At 60.4% G+C, this 17,752-nt stretch carries 22 protein-coding genes; 8 read left to right on the top strand and 14 right to left on the bottom strand.

What is annotated here, in order from left to right; all coding sequences use genetic code 11:
• Positions 1-314: 314 nt before the first annotated feature.
• A complete protein-coding gene (gene mqo / locus J1N02_RS18260) occupies positions 315-1,823 on the top strand; it encodes a malate dehydrogenase (quinone) (RefSeq protein ID WP_027604793.1) in 1,509 nt (502 codons plus the stop codon).
• A gap of 70 nt (positions 1,824-1,893) precedes the next feature.
• Here the strand turns inward: mqo and J1N02_RS18255 are convergent, their stop codons facing one another.
• The 4 genes from J1N02_RS18255 to J1N02_RS18240 form a co-directional block, all read right to left on the bottom strand.
• A complete protein-coding gene (locus tag J1N02_RS18255; RefSeq protein ID WP_027604794.1) occupies positions 1,894-2,181 on the bottom strand; it encodes a PA4642 family protein in 288 nt (95 codons plus the stop codon).
• 129 nt (positions 2,182-2,310) lie between these two features.
• Positions 2,311-2,796: a hypothetical protein gene (locus tag J1N02_RS18250; RefSeq protein ID WP_027604795.1), complete on the bottom strand. Its 486-nt coding sequence runs from the start codon at positions 2,794-2,796 to the stop codon at positions 2,311-2,313.
• A gap of 35 nt (positions 2,797-2,831) precedes the next feature.
• Positions 2,832-3,299, bottom strand: coding sequence for a WbuC family cupin fold metalloprotein (locus J1N02_RS18245; RefSeq protein ID WP_065938539.1), 468 nt, complete (start codon positions 3,297-3,299; stop codon positions 2,832-2,834).
• Positions 3,300-3,302: 3 nt separating this feature from the next.
• Entirely contained in the window at positions 3,303-3,860 is a 558-nt protein-coding gene (locus J1N02_RS18240) for a hypoxanthine-guanine phosphoribosyltransferase (protein ID WP_027604797.1), read from the bottom strand.
• A gap of 163 nt (positions 3,861-4,023) precedes the next feature.
• On the opposite strand from J1N02_RS18240, the gene upp reads away from it, so the two are divergent.
• Positions 4,024-4,662 carry a uracil phosphoribosyltransferase gene (gene upp, locus J1N02_RS18235; protein WP_027604798.1) on the top strand — a complete coding sequence of 213 codons (639 nt, stop codon included), beginning with the start codon at positions 4,024-4,026 and terminating at the stop codon, positions 4,660-4,662.
• A 2-nt stretch (positions 4,663-4,664) separates the two neighbouring features.
• Positions 4,665-5,939 (top strand): uracil-xanthine permease family protein, encoded by a 1,275-nt coding sequence (locus tag J1N02_RS18230; protein ID WP_092356139.1) that lies wholly within the window; start codon positions 4,665-4,667, stop codon positions 5,937-5,939.
• 130 nt (positions 5,940-6,069) lie between these two features.
• Here the strand turns inward: J1N02_RS18230 and hisC are convergent, their stop codons facing one another.
• The 10 genes from hisC to J1N02_RS18180 all read right to left on the bottom strand — a co-directional run bounded on the left by hisC (position 6,070) and on the right by J1N02_RS18180 (position 14,099).
• Positions 6,070-7,122, bottom strand: a complete 1,053-nt coding sequence (gene hisC / locus J1N02_RS18225) for a histidinol-phosphate transaminase (protein ID WP_027604800.1) — start codon at positions 7,120-7,122, stop codon at positions 6,070-6,072.
• Between the two features lie 3 nt (positions 7,123-7,125).
• The gene (gene hisD, locus J1N02_RS18220; protein ID WP_421147545.1) at positions 7,126-8,445 is read right to left on the bottom strand and encodes a histidinol dehydrogenase; all 1,320 of its coding nucleotides are present in this window, start codon (positions 8,443-8,445) and stop codon (positions 7,126-7,128) included.
• A 128-nt stretch (positions 8,446-8,573) separates the two neighbouring features.
• A complete protein-coding gene (hisG, locus tag J1N02_RS18215; RefSeq protein WP_027604802.1) occupies positions 8,574-9,209 on the bottom strand; it encodes an ATP phosphoribosyltransferase in 636 nt (211 codons plus the stop codon).
• Positions 9,210-9,421: 212 nt separating this feature from the next.
• Complete coding sequence (gene murA, locus J1N02_RS18210; protein ID WP_024073479.1) at positions 9,422-10,687, bottom strand: UDP-N-acetylglucosamine 1-carboxyvinyltransferase; 1,266 nt, start codon at positions 10,685-10,687, stop codon at positions 9,422-9,424.
• Between the two features lie 23 nt (positions 10,688-10,710).
• Positions 10,711-10,950, bottom strand: coding sequence for a BolA family protein (locus tag J1N02_RS18205; RefSeq protein WP_027604803.1), 240 nt, complete (start codon positions 10,948-10,950; stop codon positions 10,711-10,713).
• A 114-nt stretch (positions 10,951-11,064) separates the two neighbouring features.
• Positions 11,065-11,370, bottom strand: coding sequence for an STAS domain-containing protein (locus tag J1N02_RS18200; protein WP_098480371.1), 306 nt, complete (start codon positions 11,368-11,370; stop codon positions 11,065-11,067).
• The gene (locus J1N02_RS18195; protein ID WP_027604805.1) at positions 11,367-12,014 is read right to left on the bottom strand and encodes an MlaC/ttg2D family ABC transporter substrate-binding protein; all 648 of its coding nucleotides are present in this window, start codon (positions 12,012-12,014) and stop codon (positions 11,367-11,369) included. The genes J1N02_RS18200 and J1N02_RS18195 overlap by 4 nt, the downstream gene beginning before the upstream one ends.
• Before the next feature lie 11 nt (positions 12,015-12,025).
• A complete protein-coding gene (mlaD, locus tag J1N02_RS18190) occupies positions 12,026-12,493 on the bottom strand; it encodes an outer membrane lipid asymmetry maintenance protein MlaD (RefSeq protein WP_003171814.1) in 468 nt (155 codons plus the stop codon).
• Positions 12,493-13,290 carry a lipid asymmetry maintenance ABC transporter permease subunit MlaE gene (gene mlaE / locus J1N02_RS18185; RefSeq protein ID WP_010213107.1) on the bottom strand — a complete coding sequence of 266 codons (798 nt, stop codon included), beginning with the start codon at positions 13,288-13,290 and terminating at the stop codon, positions 12,493-12,495. Before mlaE ends, mlaD begins: the two co-directional genes overlap by 1 nt.
• A complete protein-coding gene (locus tag J1N02_RS18180; RefSeq protein WP_003171811.1) occupies positions 13,290-14,099 on the bottom strand; it encodes an ATP-binding cassette domain-containing protein in 810 nt (269 codons plus the stop codon). Before J1N02_RS18180 ends, mlaE begins: the two co-directional genes overlap by 1 nt.
• Positions 14,100-14,410: 311 nt before the next feature.
• Between J1N02_RS18180 and J1N02_RS18175 the strand changes: the two genes are divergently transcribed.
• Genes J1N02_RS18175 through lptB form a run of 5 tightly spaced genes read left to right on the top strand, consistent with a single transcriptional unit; the run spans position 14,411 to position 17,736 of the window.
• A complete protein-coding gene (locus J1N02_RS18175) occupies positions 14,411-15,385 on the top strand; it encodes a KpsF/GutQ family sugar-phosphate isomerase (RefSeq protein ID WP_027604806.1) in 975 nt (324 codons plus the stop codon).
• On the top strand, positions 15,386-15,910 hold the full coding sequence (locus tag J1N02_RS18170; protein ID WP_027604807.1) for a KdsC family phosphatase: 525 nt from the start codon (positions 15,386-15,388) through the stop codon (positions 15,908-15,910).
• A gap of 8 nt (positions 15,911-15,918) precedes the next feature.
• Positions 15,919-16,491 carry an LPS export ABC transporter periplasmic protein LptC gene (gene lptC, locus J1N02_RS18165; RefSeq protein ID WP_027604808.1) on the top strand — a complete coding sequence of 191 codons (573 nt, stop codon included), beginning with the start codon at positions 15,919-15,921 and terminating at the stop codon, positions 16,489-16,491.
• The gene (gene lptA / locus J1N02_RS18160; RefSeq protein ID WP_027604809.1) at positions 16,478-17,011 is read left to right on the top strand and encodes a lipopolysaccharide transport periplasmic protein LptA; all 534 of its coding nucleotides are present in this window, start codon (positions 16,478-16,480) and stop codon (positions 17,009-17,011) included. The genes lptC and lptA overlap by 14 nt, the downstream gene beginning before the upstream one ends.
• Entirely contained in the window at positions 17,011-17,736 is a 726-nt protein-coding gene (gene lptB, locus J1N02_RS18155; RefSeq protein ID WP_027604810.1) for an LPS export ABC transporter ATP-binding protein, read from the top strand. The genes lptA and lptB overlap by 1 nt, the downstream gene beginning before the upstream one ends.
• The last annotated feature ends 16 nt before the right edge of the window (positions 17,737-17,752 follow it).

Here is a 17,752-nt window from a genome sequence, read left to right as displayed (position 1 = left end):
AGCACCATCAGCGTCTGGAACAGCCCAACCACACAGGACCGAGTACTCCGCAAACACCGGAGCTTGAGCCTGTCCGCTACGGATTGATTGCACGAATCCCACGCTTTGACCATAAGTCGAATTGCCACAGGCGCCCATGAATGCGTTCATAGGCAGATCAGGCCGGGCAGGAAGCGTGTGCTGAATGTGCAAGGAATTGCGAAACGGACATGGCGATCCTGGCCATGGGTGACCTGGGGCAACACGTGAAACGCCCCGTCACTCCTGGCAGCCATGCCGTCAATTTGGTGCTGCAGATTTTGGAGACGCGTTAAATGGCGCATAACGAAGCAGTCGACGTAGTACTGGTAGGGGCCGGCATCATGAGTGCCACCCTGGCCGTACTGCTTAAAGAGCTCGACCCCGGCCTCAAGCTGGAAGTCGTTGAGCTGATGGACTCGGGTGCCGCGGAAAGTTCCAACCCGTGGAACAACGCCGGTACCGGCCACGCCGGGCTGTGTGAGCTGAACTACACGCCCCAGGCCGCCGATGGCTCCATCGACATCAAGAAAGCCGTGCACATCAACACCCAGTTCGAGGTGTCGAAGCAGTTCTGGGCCTACCTGACCAGGAAGGGCACCTTTGGCTCGTCCAAGTCCTTTATCAGCCCGGTGCCGCACCTGAGCTTCGTGCAGGGCGAAAAAGGCGTGGAGTTCCTCAGGAAGCGCTTTGAAACCCTCAGCCAGCACCATGCGTTCTCGGACATGCACTACACCGAAGACCGCAGCGAAATGGCCGAGTGGATGCCGCTGATGATGCCGGGGCGCCCGCTCGACGAAAAAATCGCGGCCACCCGCGTGATGAACGGCACCGACGTCAACTTCGGCGCCCTGACCAACCAGTTGCTCACTCACCTGACCAGCTCACCGGACGCCCAGGTCAAGTACAGCAAGCGCGTGACCGGCCTCAAGCGTAACGGCGCGGGCTGGACCGTGAGCATCAAGGACGTCAACAGCGGCAACAGCCGCGAAGTGGACGCCAAGTTCGTGTTCCTCGGCGCCGGTGGCGCGGCCCTGCCGCTGCTGCAGGCCTCGGGTATCGAAGAAAGCAAAGGGTTTGGCGGTTTCCCGGTCAGCGGCCAGTGGCTGCGTTGCGACAACCCGGAAGTGGTCAAGCACCACCAGGCCAAGGTCTACAGCCAGGCTGCCGTGGGCTCGCCGCCGATGTCCGTGCCGCACCTGGACACCCGCGTAGTCGACGGCAAGAAATCCCTGCTGTTCGGGCCCTACGCCGGCTTCACCACCAAGTTCCTCAAGCACGGCTCGTTCCTCGACCTGCCGCTGTCGGTTCGCGCCGGCAACATTGGCCCGATGCTGGCCGTGGCCCGCGACAACATGGACCTGACCAAGTACCTGGTCAGCGAAGTGATGCAGTCCATGGAGCAGCGCCTGGAATCCCTGCGTCGCTTCTACCCTGAAGCGAAAGCCGAAGACTGGCGCCTGGAAGTGGCCGGCCAACGGGTGCAGATCATCAAGAAAGACCCGAAGAAAGGCGGCGTGCTGCAATTTGGCACCGAGCTGGTCGCGGCCAAGGACGGTTCGCTGGCTGCGCTGCTGGGTGCCTCGCCGGGCGCCTCGGTGACGGTGTCGATCATGCTGGAATTGATCGAGCGTTGCTTCCCGCAGAAAGCTGCCGGTGAATGGGCGACCAAGCTGCACGAGATCTTCCCGGCGCGGGAGAAGGTCCTGGAGACTGATGCCGAGCTGTATCGCAAGATCAACGCGCAGAACAACATCAGCCTCGAACTGGTTGAGCAGAGCAACGAGGCCGAGAGCTACGCCTAAGGCATTGCGGCCATGAAAAACGCCCCGTTCTCGCGATGAGAACGGGGCGTTTTTTTATGCCCAGGAATAATCAGCCGCGGGCGTTGTCGATCAGCTCGATATAGTCGGCGGCGTTGCGCTGGTCCTTGATCAGGTCGACAAACGTCTGGCCGTGCTCATCCTTGCCATCCAGGTCCAAACCGGCCGCCTTGAAGAAAACCAGGAAGCGTTCGAAGTCGTCGATACGCAGGCCACGGTAGGCCTTGATCAGTTTGTGCAGGGACGGGGACGTCGCGTCAACCGGCTCGAAGTCCAGGAACAACTTGATCTGGTCGTCGCCGATCTCGTCACCAATCACCTGTTTCTTATCTTTACGCATTACCGACTCCAGCCAGCAGACATTTACACGGGATTTGAAGTCTACCTGCGAGGCGCAGGCTTCGAAAGCGGTGAAGAACCAATGCGGCCGGGGGCAAGCCCTTCCCACATTGGTTCTTCAGTGTTTTTGCTATTTGCTACGAACAGCACCGGTATGCACATCCGCCCAGACATGCCCGTTGGCGTAACTGAGGAACTGCACATACACCGTGTCATTGCGCAGCAGGTCGACAATCACTCGGTACTGGGCCACCGGGTAGGACAGGGTCAAGGTTTTGCTCTTGTCATCGTATACCGGCTTTTTCAGGCTTTTGCTTTCGGCATCGAAGTTGAGCACCACCTGGCTGATAGTCGCGCCTTTGTTCAGGGACTTGCCCTTGAGACGGATCATCAGCGGCGAGGTCACCGGGATCGGCTGTTGCGTGGATTGACGCTGGTTGCCCACCACCACCGCATACTCGGTGACTTGCAGCAGTTGCTGCTGGTCAGGGGTTTCGGCGCGCAGGGTCAGATCGTCCGGCGGCAGGAACTGCGCATGCATCGGCGCAGGCGCCGCAGCCAGCGGCAGACTGAGGGTCAACGCCAGGGCGGCGCAGGTGCGTATCAACAGGCTCATGGGCCGCTCCGCAAGAGGTGGCCCAGCACTGTAGCTCAATCGAACTGGGCAAGCATCCAGCGTTGATACTCGGCCACGTTGGCGTCGCCTTCACGGGGCGCCCAATCGGCCAGTTCGCCTTCGCCCACCGGCCGATAAGGCCCGGCCTTGCACTCGAACATCACCGTGTCGGGGGCGAGCACCACCAGGCCATGGAACACGCCGGGCGGCAGGTCGACGCCCGAGCATTCGCCGCCGGCCTGCATCACGCGCTTGGCAAGCACCTCGCCGGTGTCGCTGAACACCAGCAAGCCCAAGCGCCCCTGGAGGACCAGCAAGGTTTCCGCCTTGTCCGCGCTCAAGTGCCGATGGGGCGGCACGTAGGTGCTGGGCTGCAGGCCCACGGCCAGGCGATGGCACGGCTCTTCCATCTGATGAAAGTTGTGATGATGCCGGCCACGGAGGCTGGCGCCCGCTTTCTCGGCCAACTCGGCAAACAGCGTCTGATCAAGAAAGCGAGTCATGGGTTACATACCTTTGACGGCGTAGATTCCATTGGCGTTGCGCCAGTAGCCCTTGTAATCCATACCGTAACCGAAGATGTAGCGATCGATGCACGGCAGGCCGACGAAATCGGCTTTCAACTCGGGACGGGCCTTGCGGTCGTGGTCTTTGTCGATCAGCACGGCGGTGTGCACCTTACGTGCGCCAGCGTGTTTGCAGAAGTCGATGATCGCGCCCAGGGTGTGGCCCTCATCGAGGATGTCGTCGATGATCAGCACGTCGCGGTCGATGAACGAAACTTCCGGCTTGGCTTTCCAGAACAGGTCGCCGCCGCTGGTTTCGTTGCGATAACGAGTGGCGTGCAGGTAGGACGCTTCCAACGGGAACTGCAGGTGAGTCAGCAATTTGCCGGCGAAGATCAGGCCACCGTTCATCACGCAGAAGACCACCGGGTTGGTGTCGGCCATCTCGCGAGTGATGTGTGCGCCGACCTTGGCGATCGCTGCTTCGACTTGCGCTTCGGTGTACAGGCAGTCAGCCTCGCGCATGATTTGACGGATATGCTCGAGATCAGCGGACATGGCGCTCTCCAAGGGGTGCTGTGGCAAGAAAAGCGGGCGAAGGTACGCTTCTCATGCGCTCCGAGCAAGCCTTAATGGACTAACGTACTAGATGTCTATAGGACAACACCCTCGGATAGATTAATCTAGGCCGGTTTTTTTGCCCGCCGCCGGAGCCTTTCCCATGCCCACTCGCGAGATCCGCCACCCGCTGATCCGACACAAACTCGGCCTTATGCGCCGTGCCGACATCAGCACGAAGAATTTCCGTGAGCTTGCTCAGGAAGTTGGAGCGCTGCTCACTTACGAAGCCACCAAAGATTTGCCCCTGGAAACCTACGACATCGAAGGTTGGGCTGGCACCGTCCAGGTCGAGAAAATCGCCGGTAAGAAAATTACCGTGGTGCCGATCCTGCGTGCCGGTATCGGCATGCTCGAAGGCGTGCTCAGCCTGATCCCGGGCGCCAAGGTCAGCGCCGTCGGCGTCGCCCGCAACGAAGAAACCCTGCAGGCCCACACCTACCTGGAAAAACTCGTACCGGAAATCAACGAGCGCCTGGCCATGATCATCGACCCGATGCTCGCTACCGGCAGCTCCATGGTTGCCACCATCGACCTGCTGAAAAAAGCCGGTTGCCGGGACATCCGTGCCATGGTGCTGGTGGCCGCGCCCGAAGGCATCGCCGCCGTCGAGAAAGCCCACCCGGATGTACAGATCTACACCGCCTCCATCGACGAGCGCCTGAACGAACACGGTTACATCATCCCAGGCCTGGGCGATGCCGGTGACAAGATCTTCGGCACCAAGCAGAAGGACGCGTGAGCATGCAGGATGAGTTCAACGACCCGCTTTGGCGCCAGATCCTGTCTGGCGCACAGATGCTCTTCGTAGCATTTGGCGCGCTGGTGTTGATGCCACTGATCACAGGTCTTGATCCAAACGTCGCCCTGTTCACCGCCGGCCTGGGCACGTTGTTGTTCCAACTGGTGACAGGACGGCAGGTGCCGGTCTTCCTGGCGTCGAGCTTTGCCTTCATTACCCCGATCATTCTTGCCAAGGGCCAGTTCGGCCTCGCGGCGACCATGGGCGGGGTGATGGCGGCCGGTTTTGTCTATACCTTCCTCGGCCTGGCCGTGAAGATCAAAGGCACCGGTTTCATCGACCGCCTGTTGCCACCTGTGGTGATCGGCCCGGTGATCATTTCCATCGGCCTGGCCATGGCACCGATTGCCGCGAACATGGCGATGGGTAAATCCGGCGATGGAACCGAGTTGATTCATTACCAGACGGCGATGATGATCTCGATGCCGGCGCTGCTGACCACGTTGATCGTCGCGGTGTTCGGCAAGGGTATCTTCCGCCTGGTGCCGATCATCTCCGGCGTGCTGGTGGGCTTTGCCATGGCGTTCTACTTCGGCGTGGTCGACACGGCGAAGATCGCCGCAGCACCGTGGTTCGCCCTGCCCCACTTCACCGCGCCGGAGTTCAACTGGCAGGCGATCCTGTTTATCGTCCCGGTGGCCCTGGCCCCGGCGATCGAACATATCGGCGGCGTGATTGCGGTGGGCAGCGTGACCGGTCGCGACTACCTGAAGAAACCTGGCCTGCACCGCACCCTGCTCGGTGACGGGATCGCCACCACGGCCGCCGGCCTGTTTGGCGGCCCGCCGAACACCACCTACGCCGAAGTGACGGGCGCGGTGATGCTGACCAAGAACTACAACCCGAAGATCATGACCTGGGCGGCAGTGTTTGCCATCAGCCTGGCGTTCATCGGCAAATTCGGTGCACTGCTGCAAAGCATCCCGGTGCCGGTGATGGGCGGGATCCTGTGCCTGCTGTTCGGCTCGATTGCCGCGGTGGGGATGAACACCTTGATCCGCCACAGGATTGACCTGGGTGAGGCGCGCAATCTGGTGATTGTGTCGGTGACCCTGGTGTTCGGCATTGGCGGCGTGCTGGTGGGAACCGGGACCGGTCCGGATGACTTCGGCCTGAAGGGCATTGCCCTGTGTGCGGTGGTAGCGATTGGCCTGAACCTGTTGCTGCCGGGTAATGATGGCTGGAAGAACAAGAAGCCGGATGAGCCGCTGATCTAACACATATGGCAGAACCTAATGTGGGAGGGGGCTTGCTCCCGATGGCAGTGTGTCAGTCAATTCATTAGCTGACTGACACACCGCTATCGGGGGCAAGCCCCCTCCCACATTTTTTGATCTTCAGTTTGGCTTAGAGCTCACCCAACCCATCGATCAGCGCCTGGTTCTGCTCCGGCGTACCGATGCTGATCCGCAGGAACTGGGCAATCCGCTCCTGCTTGAAGTGCCGCACGATCACCCCTTGCTCACGCAGCTTGGCCGCCAGGCCGGCTGCGTCGTGCCGTGGGTGGCGGGCAAAGATGAAGTTGGCCGCTGACGGCAACACTTCAAAGCCTTTACCTTCCAGTTGCGCGACCACCTTGTTGCGGTTGTCGATGACCAGTTGGCACGTCTTGTCGAAGTACGCCCGGTCCTCGAACGCCGCCGCCGCGCCGACAATCGCCAGGCGATCCAGCGGGTAGGAGTTGAAGCTGTTCTTGACCCGCTCCAGCGCTTCGATGAGGTCCGGGTGGCCCACGGCCAGGCCCACGCGCAAACCGGCCAGTGAGCGCGATTTGGACAGGGTCTGGGTCACCAGCAGGTTCGGGTAACGGTCCACCAGGCTGATGGCTGTTTCGCCGCCAAAGTCGATATAGGCTTCATCGACCACCACCACCGAATCCGGGCTGGCCTTGAGGATCTGCTCTACGGCGTCCAGCGCCAGCACACAGCCGGTGGGCGCGTTCGGGTTGGGGAAGATGATCCCGCCGTTGGGCCTGGCATAGTCCGCTACGCGGATCTGGAACTGCTCGTCCAACGGCACCGGGTCGGACTTGATGCCGTAGAGGCCGCAGTACACCGGATAGAAGCTGTAGCTGATATCCGGGAACAGCAACGGCAGCTCGTGCTGGAACAGGCCGTGGAAGATGTGCGCCAAGACTTCATCGGAGCCGTTACCGAGGAACACCTTGCCGGCGTCTATCCCGTAGTACTTGGCCACGGCCTGCTTGAGCAGGTCGCTGTTGGGGTCCGGGTACAGGCGCAGGTTGTCGTTCAACTCGGCCTGCATCGCAGCCAGCGCCTTGGGCGACGGGCCGTAGGGGTTTTCATTGGTGTTGAGCTTGACCAGCCTGGTCAGCTTCGGTTGCTCGCCGGGCACGTAAGGCACGAGGTCCTTGACGAAGGGGCTCCAGAATTTGCTCATGTGTTATTTCCCCTCTTCCAGGATTCGATACTCAGCACTACGGGCGTGGGCGCTCAGGGATTCACCACGGGCCAGCACCGAGGCGGTCTTGCCCAATTCGGAAGCGCCTTGTGGCGAGCAAAAGATGATCGACGAACGCTTCTGGAAGTCATACACCCCCAGCGGCGACGAGAAGCGCGCGGTGCCGGACGTCGGCAGCACGTGGTTGGGACCGGCGCAGTAGTCACCCAGGGCTTCGCTGGTGTGGCGGCCCATGAAGATCGCACCCGCATGGCGAATCGACGGCAGCCAGGCCTGTGGATCGGCCACGGACAGCTCCAGGTGCTCCGGCGCGATACGGTTGGCCACTTCGATAGCCTGTTCCATGTCACGCACCAGGATCAGCGCGCCACGGCCATTGATCGACTTCTCGATGATCTCGGCGCGGTCCATGGTCGGCAGCAGCTTATTGATGCTGGCGGCGACCTTGTCGAGGAACTCGGCGTCCGGGCTGACCAGGATCGCCTGGGCGTCCTCGTCGTGCTCGGCCTGGGAGAACAGGTCCATGGCGATCCAGTCCGGATCGGTCTGGCCGTCGCACACCACGAGAATTTCCGACGGGCCGGCGATCATGTCGATACCGACCTGGCCGAACACGTGGCGCTTGGCAGTGGCCACGTAGATGTTGCCGGGGCCGACCACCTTGTCGACCTTCGGCACGCTTTCAGTGCCATAAGCCAGGGCGGCAACCGCTTGGGCACCGCCGATGGTGAACACGCGGTCGACACCGGCAATGCAGGCGGCAGCCAGTACCAGTTCGTTGATTTCACCGCGCGGGGTCGGTACCACCATGACCACTTCGGTCACGCCGGCCACCTTGGCGGGAATCGCGTTCATCAACACCGACGAGGGGTACGAGGCCTTACCACCCGGCACGTACAAGCCGGCACGGTCCAGGGGCGTGACCTTCTGGCCCAATACGGTGCCGTCGGCCTCGGTGTAGCTCCAGGAATCCTGCTTCTGTTTTTCGTGGTAGCTGCGCACTCGGGTCGCGGCGACTTCGAGGGCCTGGCGCTGGGGCGCGGTGATGCGCGTCAGGGCCAGTTCCAGGCGTTCGCGGGGCAGGATCAGTTCGGACATGGACTTGACGTCCAGACCGTCGAACTGCCGGGTGAAATCCACCAGCGCCGCATCACCGCGCTCGCGCACGGCCTTGATAATGTCGAGGACCCGCTGGTTGACCGAGTCGTCGGACACGCTTTCCCAGCTCAGCAGATGATCCAGATGATGGGCGAAATCCGGGTCGGCAGCGTTGAGTCGGGCAATTGCAGTGGACGTGGTCATAGCGAGGGCCTCAATAGAATTGGCAAAAACTCAGGCGCCCTAAACTAGCAGTCGTTTCCGCTTGGGCACCTGAGAATTCTGGCTATGAGGCGGATAGACGGGCGCAGCTTTTCAGCTACGCGGGTGAGTCAACCGCGGTGTCGAGACTCCACTGCCTGGCGCAGGGTGTCGATCAACGCCTGGATACGGGCGTGCTGCATCTTCATCGACGCTTTGTTGACGATCAGCCGAGAGCTGATGTCGGCGATAAAGTCCTGTGGTTCGAGACCGTTGGCACGCAGGGTGTTGCCGGTGTCGACCACGTCGATGATCTTGTCGGCCAGGCCGATAAGCGGCGCCAGCTCCATCGAGCCGTAGAGCTTGATGATGTCGACCTGGCGGCCTTGCTCGGCGTAGTAGCGCTTGGCGACGTTGACGAACTTGGTGGCCACGCGCAGGCGGCCTTTAGGCTCGACATCACCGACACGGCCGGCGGTCATCAGCTTGCACAGGGCAATGCGCAGGTCCAGCGGCTCGTACAGGCCTTGGCCGCCGTATTCCATCAACACGTCTTTACCGGCGACACCGAGGTCGGCCGCGCCATGTTCAACATAGGTCGGCACGTCGGTAGCCCGTACGATCAGCAGGCGAACGTCGTCCTGGGTCGTCGGGATGATCAGCTTGCGGCTCTTGTCCGGATTCTCGGTCGGCACGATGCCCGCTTCAGCCAGAAGCGGCAAAGTGTCGTCAAGGATGCGGCCCTTGGACAGTGCAATGGTCAACATGGGAAACGTCAGTCCTTCATCAGGCTATTGCTGTCCGGTCGCAAACGGCGCCAGACACAGATCGAGGCCATGACAGCCTCGATTTGAAACAAACCAGTGTCTGTAGGAGCGAGCTTGCTCGCGAAAAACGTCAACGATAACGCGTTTATTCAGACTCAACGCGGTGCCCACGAGTTCTTCGCGAGCAAGCTCGCTCCTACAATGCAGTGGGACTAGCCCGGTACGCGGCGGATTTTCGCGCCGAGCATCTGCAGTTTTTCTTCGATGCACTCGTAGCCACGGTCGATGTGGTAGATGCGGTCGATCAGGGTATCGCCTTCGGCGATCAGCGCCGAGATCACCAGGCTGGCAGAAGCGCGCAGGTCGGTGGCCATGACTGGCGCGCCCTTGAGCTTCTCGGTGCCGGTCACGATGGCAGTGTTGCCTTCGACCTGGATCTTCGCGCCCATGCGGTGCAGTTCGTACACGTGCATGAAGCGGTTTTCGAAGATGGTCTCGATCACGGCCCCCGTGCCTTCGGCAATGGCGTTCAAGGAGATGAACTGCGCCTGCATGTCGGTCGGGAACGCTGGGTACGGAGCGGTACGCACGTTGACGGCTTTTGGCCGCTTGCCGTGCATGTTCAGCTCGATCCAGTCTTCACCGGTGGTGATTTCGGCACCGGCTTCGCGCAGTTTTTCCAGGACCGCTTCCAGGATGGTCGGATCGGTGTCCTTGACCTTGACGCGACCACCGGTGACGGCGGCAGCAACCAGGTAGGTACCGGTCTCGATACGGTCCGGCATCACTTTGTAGGTGGCCGGGTGCAGGCGTTTCACACCGTCGATGGTGATGGTGTCGGTGCCGGCGCCGGTGATGTTGGCACCCATGGCGATCAGGAAGTTGGCCAGGTCGACCACTTCAGGCTCGCGCGCAGCGTTTTGCAGCACACTGCGGCCGTTGGCCAAAGCAGCAGCCATCATGATGTTCTCGGTACCGGTCACACTGACGGTATCAAAGAAGAAGTTGGCGCCACGCAGGCCGCCTTCCGGCGCCTTGGCCTTGATGTAGCCGCCTTCGACGTCGATGGTCGCGCCCATGGCCTCAAGGCCACGGATGTGCAGGTCCACCGGACGCGAGCCAATGGCGCAACCGCCAGGCAATGCGACTTCGGCTTCGCCGAAACGAGCGACCATCGGGCCCAGTACCAGGATCGACGCACGCATGGTCTTCACCAGTTCGTACGGGGCGATCAGGGTCTTGATGGTGCGCGGGTCGATTTCGACGGACAGCTTCTCGTCGATTACCGGCTCGATACCCATGCGACCAAACAGCTCGATCATGGTGGTGATGTCGTGCAGGTGCGGCAGGTTGGCCACGGTCACAGGGCCATCGCACAGCAGGGTCGCAGCCAGGATCGGCAAGGCAGAGTTTTTCGCACCGGAAATGCGAATCTCGCCATCAAGGCGGGCACCGCCGGTAATAATCAATTTATCCATAAGAATCTCGACGCCTTGGGGGCTCAGGTGCGCTCGGCCCAGGCCGCGCGGCTGAAAAATTTCATAGTGACCGCGTGGATGCTGCCATCGGTGATCCACGGGTTCAAATGGGCATAGATCTGCTGCTGACGCTTGACCGGGCTGAGTGCCGCCAGTTCATCGCTAATCACGTTCAGCTGGAAGTTGCAGCCTTCGCCTTCAACTTCTACGTTCGTATCCGGCAGCTTTCCTTCAAGAAAGCTTTTAACTTCTAGGGCCTGCATGATCAACCTCTATCGGCGCCCAGTGCGCACGGGTCGCACATCATACAAAAAAGCCCCGCGCCTGCGAACCCCGCATAGCAGGACTCTGACGGGGGGCTTTATCGATAGTGTGTATTAAGGATGCGCCAACAGCTCGGTCAAACCGGAAACTTCGGCGATTTCACGCATGTCTTCGGGCAATGCACGAAGGGTGACCGACTTTTTGGCCGCTTCGGCATCGCGCATGAAACACAGCAGCAACGACAAGCCGACACTGCTGGACTTGGTTACCGCCGAGCAATCCAGCACCAGCGCAGGGGCCGTGCTGCTCTTGATCAGCGCCTGGCCCTGCTTGCGCAGGTCAGGCCCGGTGCGGTAATCGAGCACGCCGCTGAGGAACAGCTCGCCCGCGTCGCCGAGACGAACAGCCGACTCGGTCATTGCGCAGGTTTCCCGGCGGCTTTATCGGTCTCTTCCTTGGCCTTGGCGACTTCACCGGCCCAACCATTGATGGTTTTGTCCAGGTCGTTGCCATTGCGCTGCATGGCGTCGGCGAACTGGTCACGGAACAGCTTGCCGATGTTGATGCCGTTGATGATCACATTGCGCAGTTTCCACTCGCCATTGATCTTCTCCAGCGTGTACTGCACAGGGTAGACGGCACCATTGTTGCCCTTGACGCTCATGTTGACGCTGGTGCGGTCGCCCGACTCATCCCCGGCGGGAGCGACGGTAATGCCCTGGTTGTTGTACTCGAGCAAAGCGTTGCCATAGAACTGGAACAGGCCGCGCTTGAAGTTCTCCTGGAACGTCTGCATTTGCGCAGGGGTGGCCTTGCGCGAATATTTGACCGTCATGATGCTGCGAGAAATGCCTTCAGCATCGACGACCGGGCCCACGATGCTGTTCAGCGCCTCGTAGAATTTGCTCGGGTCTTGCTTGTACTGCTCTTTATTGGCAGTCAGGTCAGCCAACATCCTGTTGGTAGTGTCCTGCACCAGTTCGTGCGCAGAACCCGCTGCGTTGGCCATCAACGGCAGCGCTGCCAGCAGTACCAGGAGGCCACGTCGCAAGGTAGAGATCATGTACAGATTCCTCATTTGGCGTCTTTATTGACCGTATTGAGCAGGAATTTACCGATCAGGTCTTCAAGTACCAGCGACGACTGCGTGTCGTGGATGGTCGAGCCATCCTTGAGCAGGGCTGTTTCCCCGCCCACACTGACACCGATGTACTTCTCGCCCAGCAGGCCCGCAGTGAGGATAGATGCAGTGGAGTCGGTCGGCAGATTATCTACCTTCTTGTCCAGTTGCATCGTCACTCGACCGGTGAAGCTGTCGCGATCCAGATCGATTGCCGTGACCTTGCCGATAGTCACACCGGCCATGGTCACTTTAGCTCTGACAGTCAAACCGGCGATATTGTCGAAGTACGCGTAAAGTTTATAAGTATCGGCGGTGGGGCTGGCCGAAAGGCCGCTGACTCGCAGGGCCAGCAACAGTAAAGCCAGGATGCCAGCCAGCAAGAAAAGGCCGACACCGATTTCCACAGTGCGGTTTTGCATCAGAAATCTCCAAACATCAAGGCGGTCAAAATGAAGTCAAGGCCCAGTACTGCCAACGAGGCGTACACAACGGTCTTGGTGGTGGCGCGACTGATCCCTTCTGAAGTGGGCTCACAGTCATAGCCTTGGAATACGGCGATCCAGGTCACTACAAAGGCGAAGACGATGCTCTTTATGATGCCGTTGAGCACGTCACCGCTGAAGGTCACGCTGTTTTGCATGTTGGCCCAGTAGGAGCCGTCATAGACGCCCAGCCAGTCCACCGCCACCCACGAGCCGCCCCAGATACCAACCACGCTGAAGATCATCGCCAGCAACGGCAGGGAAATAAAGCCGGCCCACAGGCGCGGGGCAACAATGTACTTGAGCGGGTCCACGCCGATCATTTCCAGGCTGGACAACTGCTCGGTGGACTTCATGTTGCCGATTTCGGCGGTCAACGCAGAACCCGCACGCCCGGCGAACAGCAACGCGGTCACGACCGGCCCCAGTTCACGCAGCAGCGTCAGGGCAACCATCTGCCCCACCGCCTGCTCCGAACCGTAGCTGGACAGGATATTGAAGCCCTGCAACGCCAGCACCATCCCGATGAACACCCCGGAGACGACAATGATCACCAGGGACATCACGCCCACCGAATGCAGCTGCTTGATCAACAGGCCGAAGCCGCCACCAATGCCACCGCGGCCGAGCAACGCGTGAAACAGGAAAATCGTCGAGCGGCCCAGCACTTCGACGATGTCGATACCGGATCGACCGAAAAGGCGAACCTTCTCGATGAGAGATGTCTTGCGCATCAGCGCTTCCCCAGAAGGTCTGAGCGGTAATCCGCTGCCGGAAAGTGAAAAGGCACAGGGCCATCGGGATCGCCGGTCATGAATTGGCGAATACGCGGGTTGTCGGCGTTCATCAGCTCTTCAGGCGTACCCTGCCCCAGCACCTGGCCATCGCCGACTACATAAAGGTAATCGGCAATGCTCGCGGTTTCTGCAAGGTCGTGGGAGACCACGATGCTGGTGATACCCAGCGCATCGTTGAGCAGACGGATCAGGCGTACCAGCACGCCCATGGCAATCGGATCCTGGCCGACGAAGGGCTCGTCGTACATGAGGATCTGCGGGTCGAGGGCAATGGCGCGCGCCAGGGCCACGCGGCGCTTCATGCCGCCGGACAGTTCGTCGGGCATCAGGTCGATGGCGCCGCGAAGGCCCACGGCCTGCAATTTCAGCAACACAATGTCACGAATCATTTCATCGGACAGCTGGGTATGCACCCGCAACGGAAACGCCACGTTCTCGAACACATCGAGGTCGGTAAACAGCGCGCCGCTCTGGAACAGCACCCCCATATGCTTGCGCGCATCGAACAGATCGCTGCGCGACAGTGTCGGCAGGTTCTGGCCGTTGACCCATACTTCACCGGCGCTGGGGCGCAATTGCATGCCCATCAGACGCAGCAGCGTGGTCTTGCCGCAACCGGACGGCCCCATGATGCCCGTGACCTTGCCGCGGGGAATGCGAATATCGACGTTATTGAAGATGCTGCGCGTCCCGCGCTTGAAGGTCAGTCCCTTCAGCTCGACCGCGTAGGCGTTATCGGCACTCATCTAAACTCCTTGGGATGCAGCCTCTCACTCAGACACCATGCATGCGACAAACGTTTGCAACGGTGACGCATATAGATAGCCACATGGGCTGGGCGGACCGAACTGGCGGCGAACTATATCACTGCTGGTACAGGGCGCCCAAGGCCGGAACTGCGCTAGTTCAGTTTAAGGACAGGGAAAAAACGTTGCTGGCTATGTTACTGAGGATCGATCTCAGGCATTCGTTGAATAAAGCCTGACGAACTTGCGTGAGGGAATTGATCATTACCGCTATAATCGCCGACTTTTCGTCAGGCTATACGACTTCAGACATGAGCCAATCCAGCGACCTTATTCAATCCGCGCAACGCACCATCCGCCTCGAAGTTGAAGCCGTAGAAGGCTTGCTGGCCCATATCGACGCAGATTTCGTACGCGCCTGCGAGATGATCCTGGCCAGCAAGGGCCGTGTTGTCGTGGTCGGCATGGGCAAATCGGGCCACGTCGGCAACAAGATCGCCGCCACCCTGGCCAGCACCGGGACCACCGCATTTTTCGTGCATCCGGCCGAAGCCAGCCACGGCGACATGGGCATGATCACCAAGGATGACATCATCCTGGCGCTGTCCAACTCCGGCACCACCAACGAAATCGTGACCCTGCTGCCGCTGATCAAGCGCCTGGGCATCAAGATGATCAGCCTCACCGGCAACCCGGAATCCACCCTGGCCAAGGCCGCCGACGTGAACCTGAATGTTCACGTGGACCACGAGGCCTGCCCGCTGAACCTGGCGCCGACCTCCTCCACCACCGCCGCCCTGGTCATGGGCGACGCCCTCGCCGTGGCGCTGCTGGAAGCCCGTGGATTCACCGCTGAAGACTTCGCATTTTCCCACCCGGGTGGCGCCCTGGGCCGCCGCCTGCTGCTGAAAGTGGAAAACGTCATGCATTCGGGCGAGGAATTGCCCCACGTCCAGCGCGGCACCCTGCTGAAGGACGCGCTGATGGAAATGACCCGCAAGGGCCTGGGCATGACCGTGATCCTGGAAGCCGACGGGCGCCTGGCCGGGGTATTCACTGACGGTGACCTGCGCCGCACCCTGGACCGCACCATCGATATCCGTACCGCGACCATCGACGCCGTGATGACCCCCCATGGCAAGACTGCACGCCCTGAAATGCTGGCAGCCGAAGCATTGAAGATCATGGAAGACCACAAGATCGGCGCGCTGGTGGTGGTCGATAGCGACGACCACCCGGTGGGCGCCCTGAACATGCACGACTTGCTGCGTGCGGGAGTGATGTAAATGACCAGCGACCTGTTGCAACGCGGCAAACACATCAAACTGGCGATTTTCGACGTTGACGGCGTGCTGACCGATGGCCGCCTGTACTTTCTCGAAGACGGCAGCGAATTCAAGACGTTCAATACCCTCGACGGCCAGGGCATCAAGATGCTGATGGCTTCGGGCGTGCAAACGGCGATTATCAGCGGCAGAAAAACCCCCGTTGTGGAACGCCGCGCACAAAACCTCGGTATTCCTCACCTGTATCAGGGCCGCGAGGATAAACTGGTGGTTCTGGACGAGCTTCTTGGCCAACTCAACCTAAGCTATGAGCAGGTCGCCTATCTGGGCGATGATCTGCCCGACTTGCCGGTCATTCGCCGAGTGGGCCTGGGAATGGCCGTCGCCAATGCGGCGACGTTTGTTCGCGAGCACGCCCATGGCGTCACCACCGCCCGTGGCGGCGAAGGTGCCGCCCGCGAGTTCTGTGAACTGATCCTGCGAGCCCAGGGCAGTCTTGAAGCGGCCCACGCCGCCTACCTATAGAGCGTTTTATGCTGAGTAAAAAGATTCGCAACTTCCTGCTATTCGGAGTCATCGCCGCGCTGTTCCTCGCGGTGGGCTACTGGAATATCAGCCCGGGGCGCTTCCTCGACCAGCCTGCAGCGCAGGTTGAAGAAGGGGCTATCGACTATTACGCAACCAATGCCTACAGCGTGCAGTTCCTGCCTGACGGCAAGGTGCAGTACGAAATGACCTCGGACAAAGTCGAGCATTTGAAGGCCACCGAAGTCACCCTGCTGACCAACCCGGACCTGAACCTGTACCGCGGCACCGAGTTCCCATGGCATGTCACGAGCAAGCGTGGCGAGGTGAACCCGGACGGCACCGAGGTAGAACTGATTGACTCGGTACGCGTTGCGCGTACTGACGCCAAAAAACGTGACACCGTGATTACCAGCAGTCGCATGACCGTATTCCCACAGAAGCAATATGCGCAGACCGAGCAAGACGTTAGAATCGACGGCGCTGGCGGTGTATCGACTGGCAAGGGAATGAAAGCGTATTTGAAAGAAAGCAGGATACACCTGCTATCGAACGTAAGAGGACAGTATGAGGCTCGTTAAAACTCTCCCTATTTTGCTCGGTCTGGGCGCAGCACTGGGAAGCGTGAGCGCCTGGGCTCTGCCGAACGATAGCCAGCAACCGATCCACATCTCGGCTGACGATGCGCAACTGGATGACAAGCAAGGCGTCGCCACCTATACCGGCGGCGTGATCATCACCCAGGGCTCGATGAAGATCACCGGCAACACGGTGACACTGACGCGCACCCAGGCGGGCGATATCGACGTGGTGACTTCGGTGGGCAACCTGGCGTACTTCGAACAGAAGCAGTCGGCTACCGACACCGGCCCGATGAAGGGCTACGGCAAGACCATCCAGTATCACGCCCAGCAGAATCGCATCGTGCTGATCGACCAGGCCAAGGTACTCAGCCCCGATGGCAACTCCACGGAAGGCGAGAAGATCACCTATGACACCGTGAAGCAGATCGCCAACGCCGGTCGCGCCAATGGCAGCAAGGTCACCGCGCCACGCCCACGTATCGACATGGTTATCCAGCCGAAGAAGAAGGCCGAGTAATGGCAACCCTGAAAGCCCAGCATCTGGCCAAGGCCTATAAAAGCCGTCAGGTCGTGCGCGACGTCAGCCTGTCGATCGACAGCGGCCAGATCGTCGGCTTGCTTGGCCCTAACGGCGCCGGCAAGACCACCTGCTTCTACATGATCGTCGGCCTGGTCCAGGCGGACCAAGGTCGCGTACTGATCGACGACCTGGATGTGAGCCACCAGCCAATGCACGGCCGTGCCCGCGCAGGTATCGGCTATCTTCCGCAGGAAGCGTCGATCTTCCGCAAGCTGTCGGTATCCGACAACATCATGGCCATCCTTGAAACCCGCAAGGAACTCGACCGTGAAGGCCGCCGCAAAGAATTGGAAAGCCTGCTGCAGGAATTCCACATCAACCACATTCGCGACAACCTTGGCATGAGCCTGTCCGGTGGTGAGCGTCGTCGCGTGGAAATCGCCCGCGCCCTGGCCACTGCCCCCAAGTTCATCCTGCTGGACGAACCGTTTGCCGGCGTCGACCCTATCTCGGTCGGCGACATCAAGCAGATCATCCACCACCTCAAGGCCAAGGGGATCGGTGTACTGATCACCGACCACAACGTGCGTGAGACCCTCGATATCTGCGAAACCGCGTATATCGTCAACGATGGCCAGCTGATCGCCGAGGGCGACTCTGCCACCATCCTGGCCAACGAACTGGTCAAGGAAGTGTACCTGGGTCACGAGTTCCGCCTGTAAGGCCGCCTGCAAAAAC

Source organism: Pseudomonas sp. NFX5 (assembly GCF_049132125.1).
In the GTDB taxonomy this organism is placed as follows: Bacteria; Pseudomonadota; Gammaproteobacteria; order Pseudomonadales; family Pseudomonadaceae; genus Aquipseudomonas; species Aquipseudomonas marginalis.
The sequence above is the reverse complement of the archived record's forward strand: the minus strand, read 5'-3'. Positions and strand labels throughout refer to the sequence as shown.

Excerpts from the sequence above, each read along its gene's own strand:
- J1N02_RS18255 (WP_027604794.1), bottom strand. The coding sequence starts at position 2,181 with ATGCGTAAAGATAAGAAACAGGTGATTGGTGACGAGATCGGCGACGAC.
- hisG (WP_027604802.1), bottom strand. The coding sequence starts at position 9,209 with ATGTTGACCATTGCACTGTCCAAGGGCCGCATCCTTGACGACACTTTG.
- hisD (WP_421147545.1), bottom strand. The coding sequence starts at position 8,445 with ATGACCACGTCCACTGCAATTGCCCGACTCAACGCTGCCGACCCGGAT.
- J1N02_RS18200 (WP_098480371.1), bottom strand. The coding sequence starts at position 11,370 with ATGACCGAGTCGGCTGTTCGTCTCGGCGACGCGGGCGAGCTGTTCCTC.
- J1N02_RS18175 (WP_027604806.1), top strand. The coding sequence starts at position 14,411 with ATGAGCCAATCCAGCGACCTTATTCAATCCGCGCAACGCACCATCCGC.
- J1N02_RS18240 (WP_027604797.1), bottom strand. The coding sequence starts at position 3,860 with ATGTCCGCTGATCTCGAGCATATCCGTCAAATCATGCGCGAGGCTGAC.
- J1N02_RS18180 (WP_003171811.1), bottom strand. The coding sequence starts at position 14,099 with ATGAGTGCCGATAACGCCTACGCGGTCGAGCTGAAGGGACTGACCTTC.
- mlaD (WP_003171814.1), bottom strand. The coding sequence starts at position 12,493 with ATGCAAAACCGCACTGTGGAAATCGGTGTCGGCCTTTTCTTGCTGGCT.
- J1N02_RS18250 (WP_027604795.1), bottom strand. The coding sequence starts at position 2,796 with ATGAGCCTGTTGATACGCACCTGCGCCGCCCTGGCGTTGACCCTCAGT.
- hisC (WP_027604800.1), bottom strand. The coding sequence starts at position 7,122 with ATGAGCAAATTCTGGAGCCCCTTCGTCAAGGACCTCGTGCCTTACGTG.
- lptA (WP_027604809.1), top strand. The coding sequence starts at position 16,478 with ATGAGGCTCGTTAAAACTCTCCCTATTTTGCTCGGTCTGGGCGCAGCA.
- J1N02_RS18170 (WP_027604807.1), top strand. The coding sequence starts at position 15,386 with ATGACCAGCGACCTGTTGCAACGCGGCAAACACATCAAACTGGCGATT.
- mqo (WP_027604793.1), top strand. The coding sequence starts at position 315 with ATGGCGCATAACGAAGCAGTCGACGTAGTACTGGTAGGGGCCGGCATC.
- J1N02_RS18205 (WP_027604803.1), bottom strand. The coding sequence starts at position 10,950 with ATGCAGGCCCTAGAAGTTAAAAGCTTTCTTGAAGGAAAGCTGCCGGAT.
- J1N02_RS18245 (WP_065938539.1), bottom strand. The coding sequence starts at position 3,299 with ATGACTCGCTTTCTTGATCAGACGCTGTTTGCCGAGTTGGCCGAGAAA.
- murA (WP_024073479.1), bottom strand. The coding sequence starts at position 10,687 with ATGGATAAATTGATTATTACCGGCGGTGCCCGCCTTGATGGCGAGATT.
- J1N02_RS18230 (WP_092356139.1), top strand. The coding sequence starts at position 4,665 with ATGCAGGATGAGTTCAACGACCCGCTTTGGCGCCAGATCCTGTCTGGC.
- lptC (WP_027604808.1), top strand. The coding sequence starts at position 15,919 with ATGCTGAGTAAAAAGATTCGCAACTTCCTGCTATTCGGAGTCATCGCC.
- J1N02_RS18195 (WP_027604805.1), bottom strand. The coding sequence starts at position 12,014 with ATGATCTCTACCTTGCGACGTGGCCTCCTGGTACTGCTGGCAGCGCTG.
- upp (WP_027604798.1), top strand. The coding sequence starts at position 4,024 with ATGCCCACTCGCGAGATCCGCCACCCGCTGATCCGACACAAACTCGGC.
- mlaE (WP_010213107.1), bottom strand. The coding sequence starts at position 13,290 with ATGCGCAAGACATCTCTCATCGAGAAGGTTCGCCTTTTCGGTCGATCC.
- lptB (WP_027604810.1), top strand. The coding sequence starts at position 17,011 with ATGGCAACCCTGAAAGCCCAGCATCTGGCCAAGGCCTATAAAAGCCGT.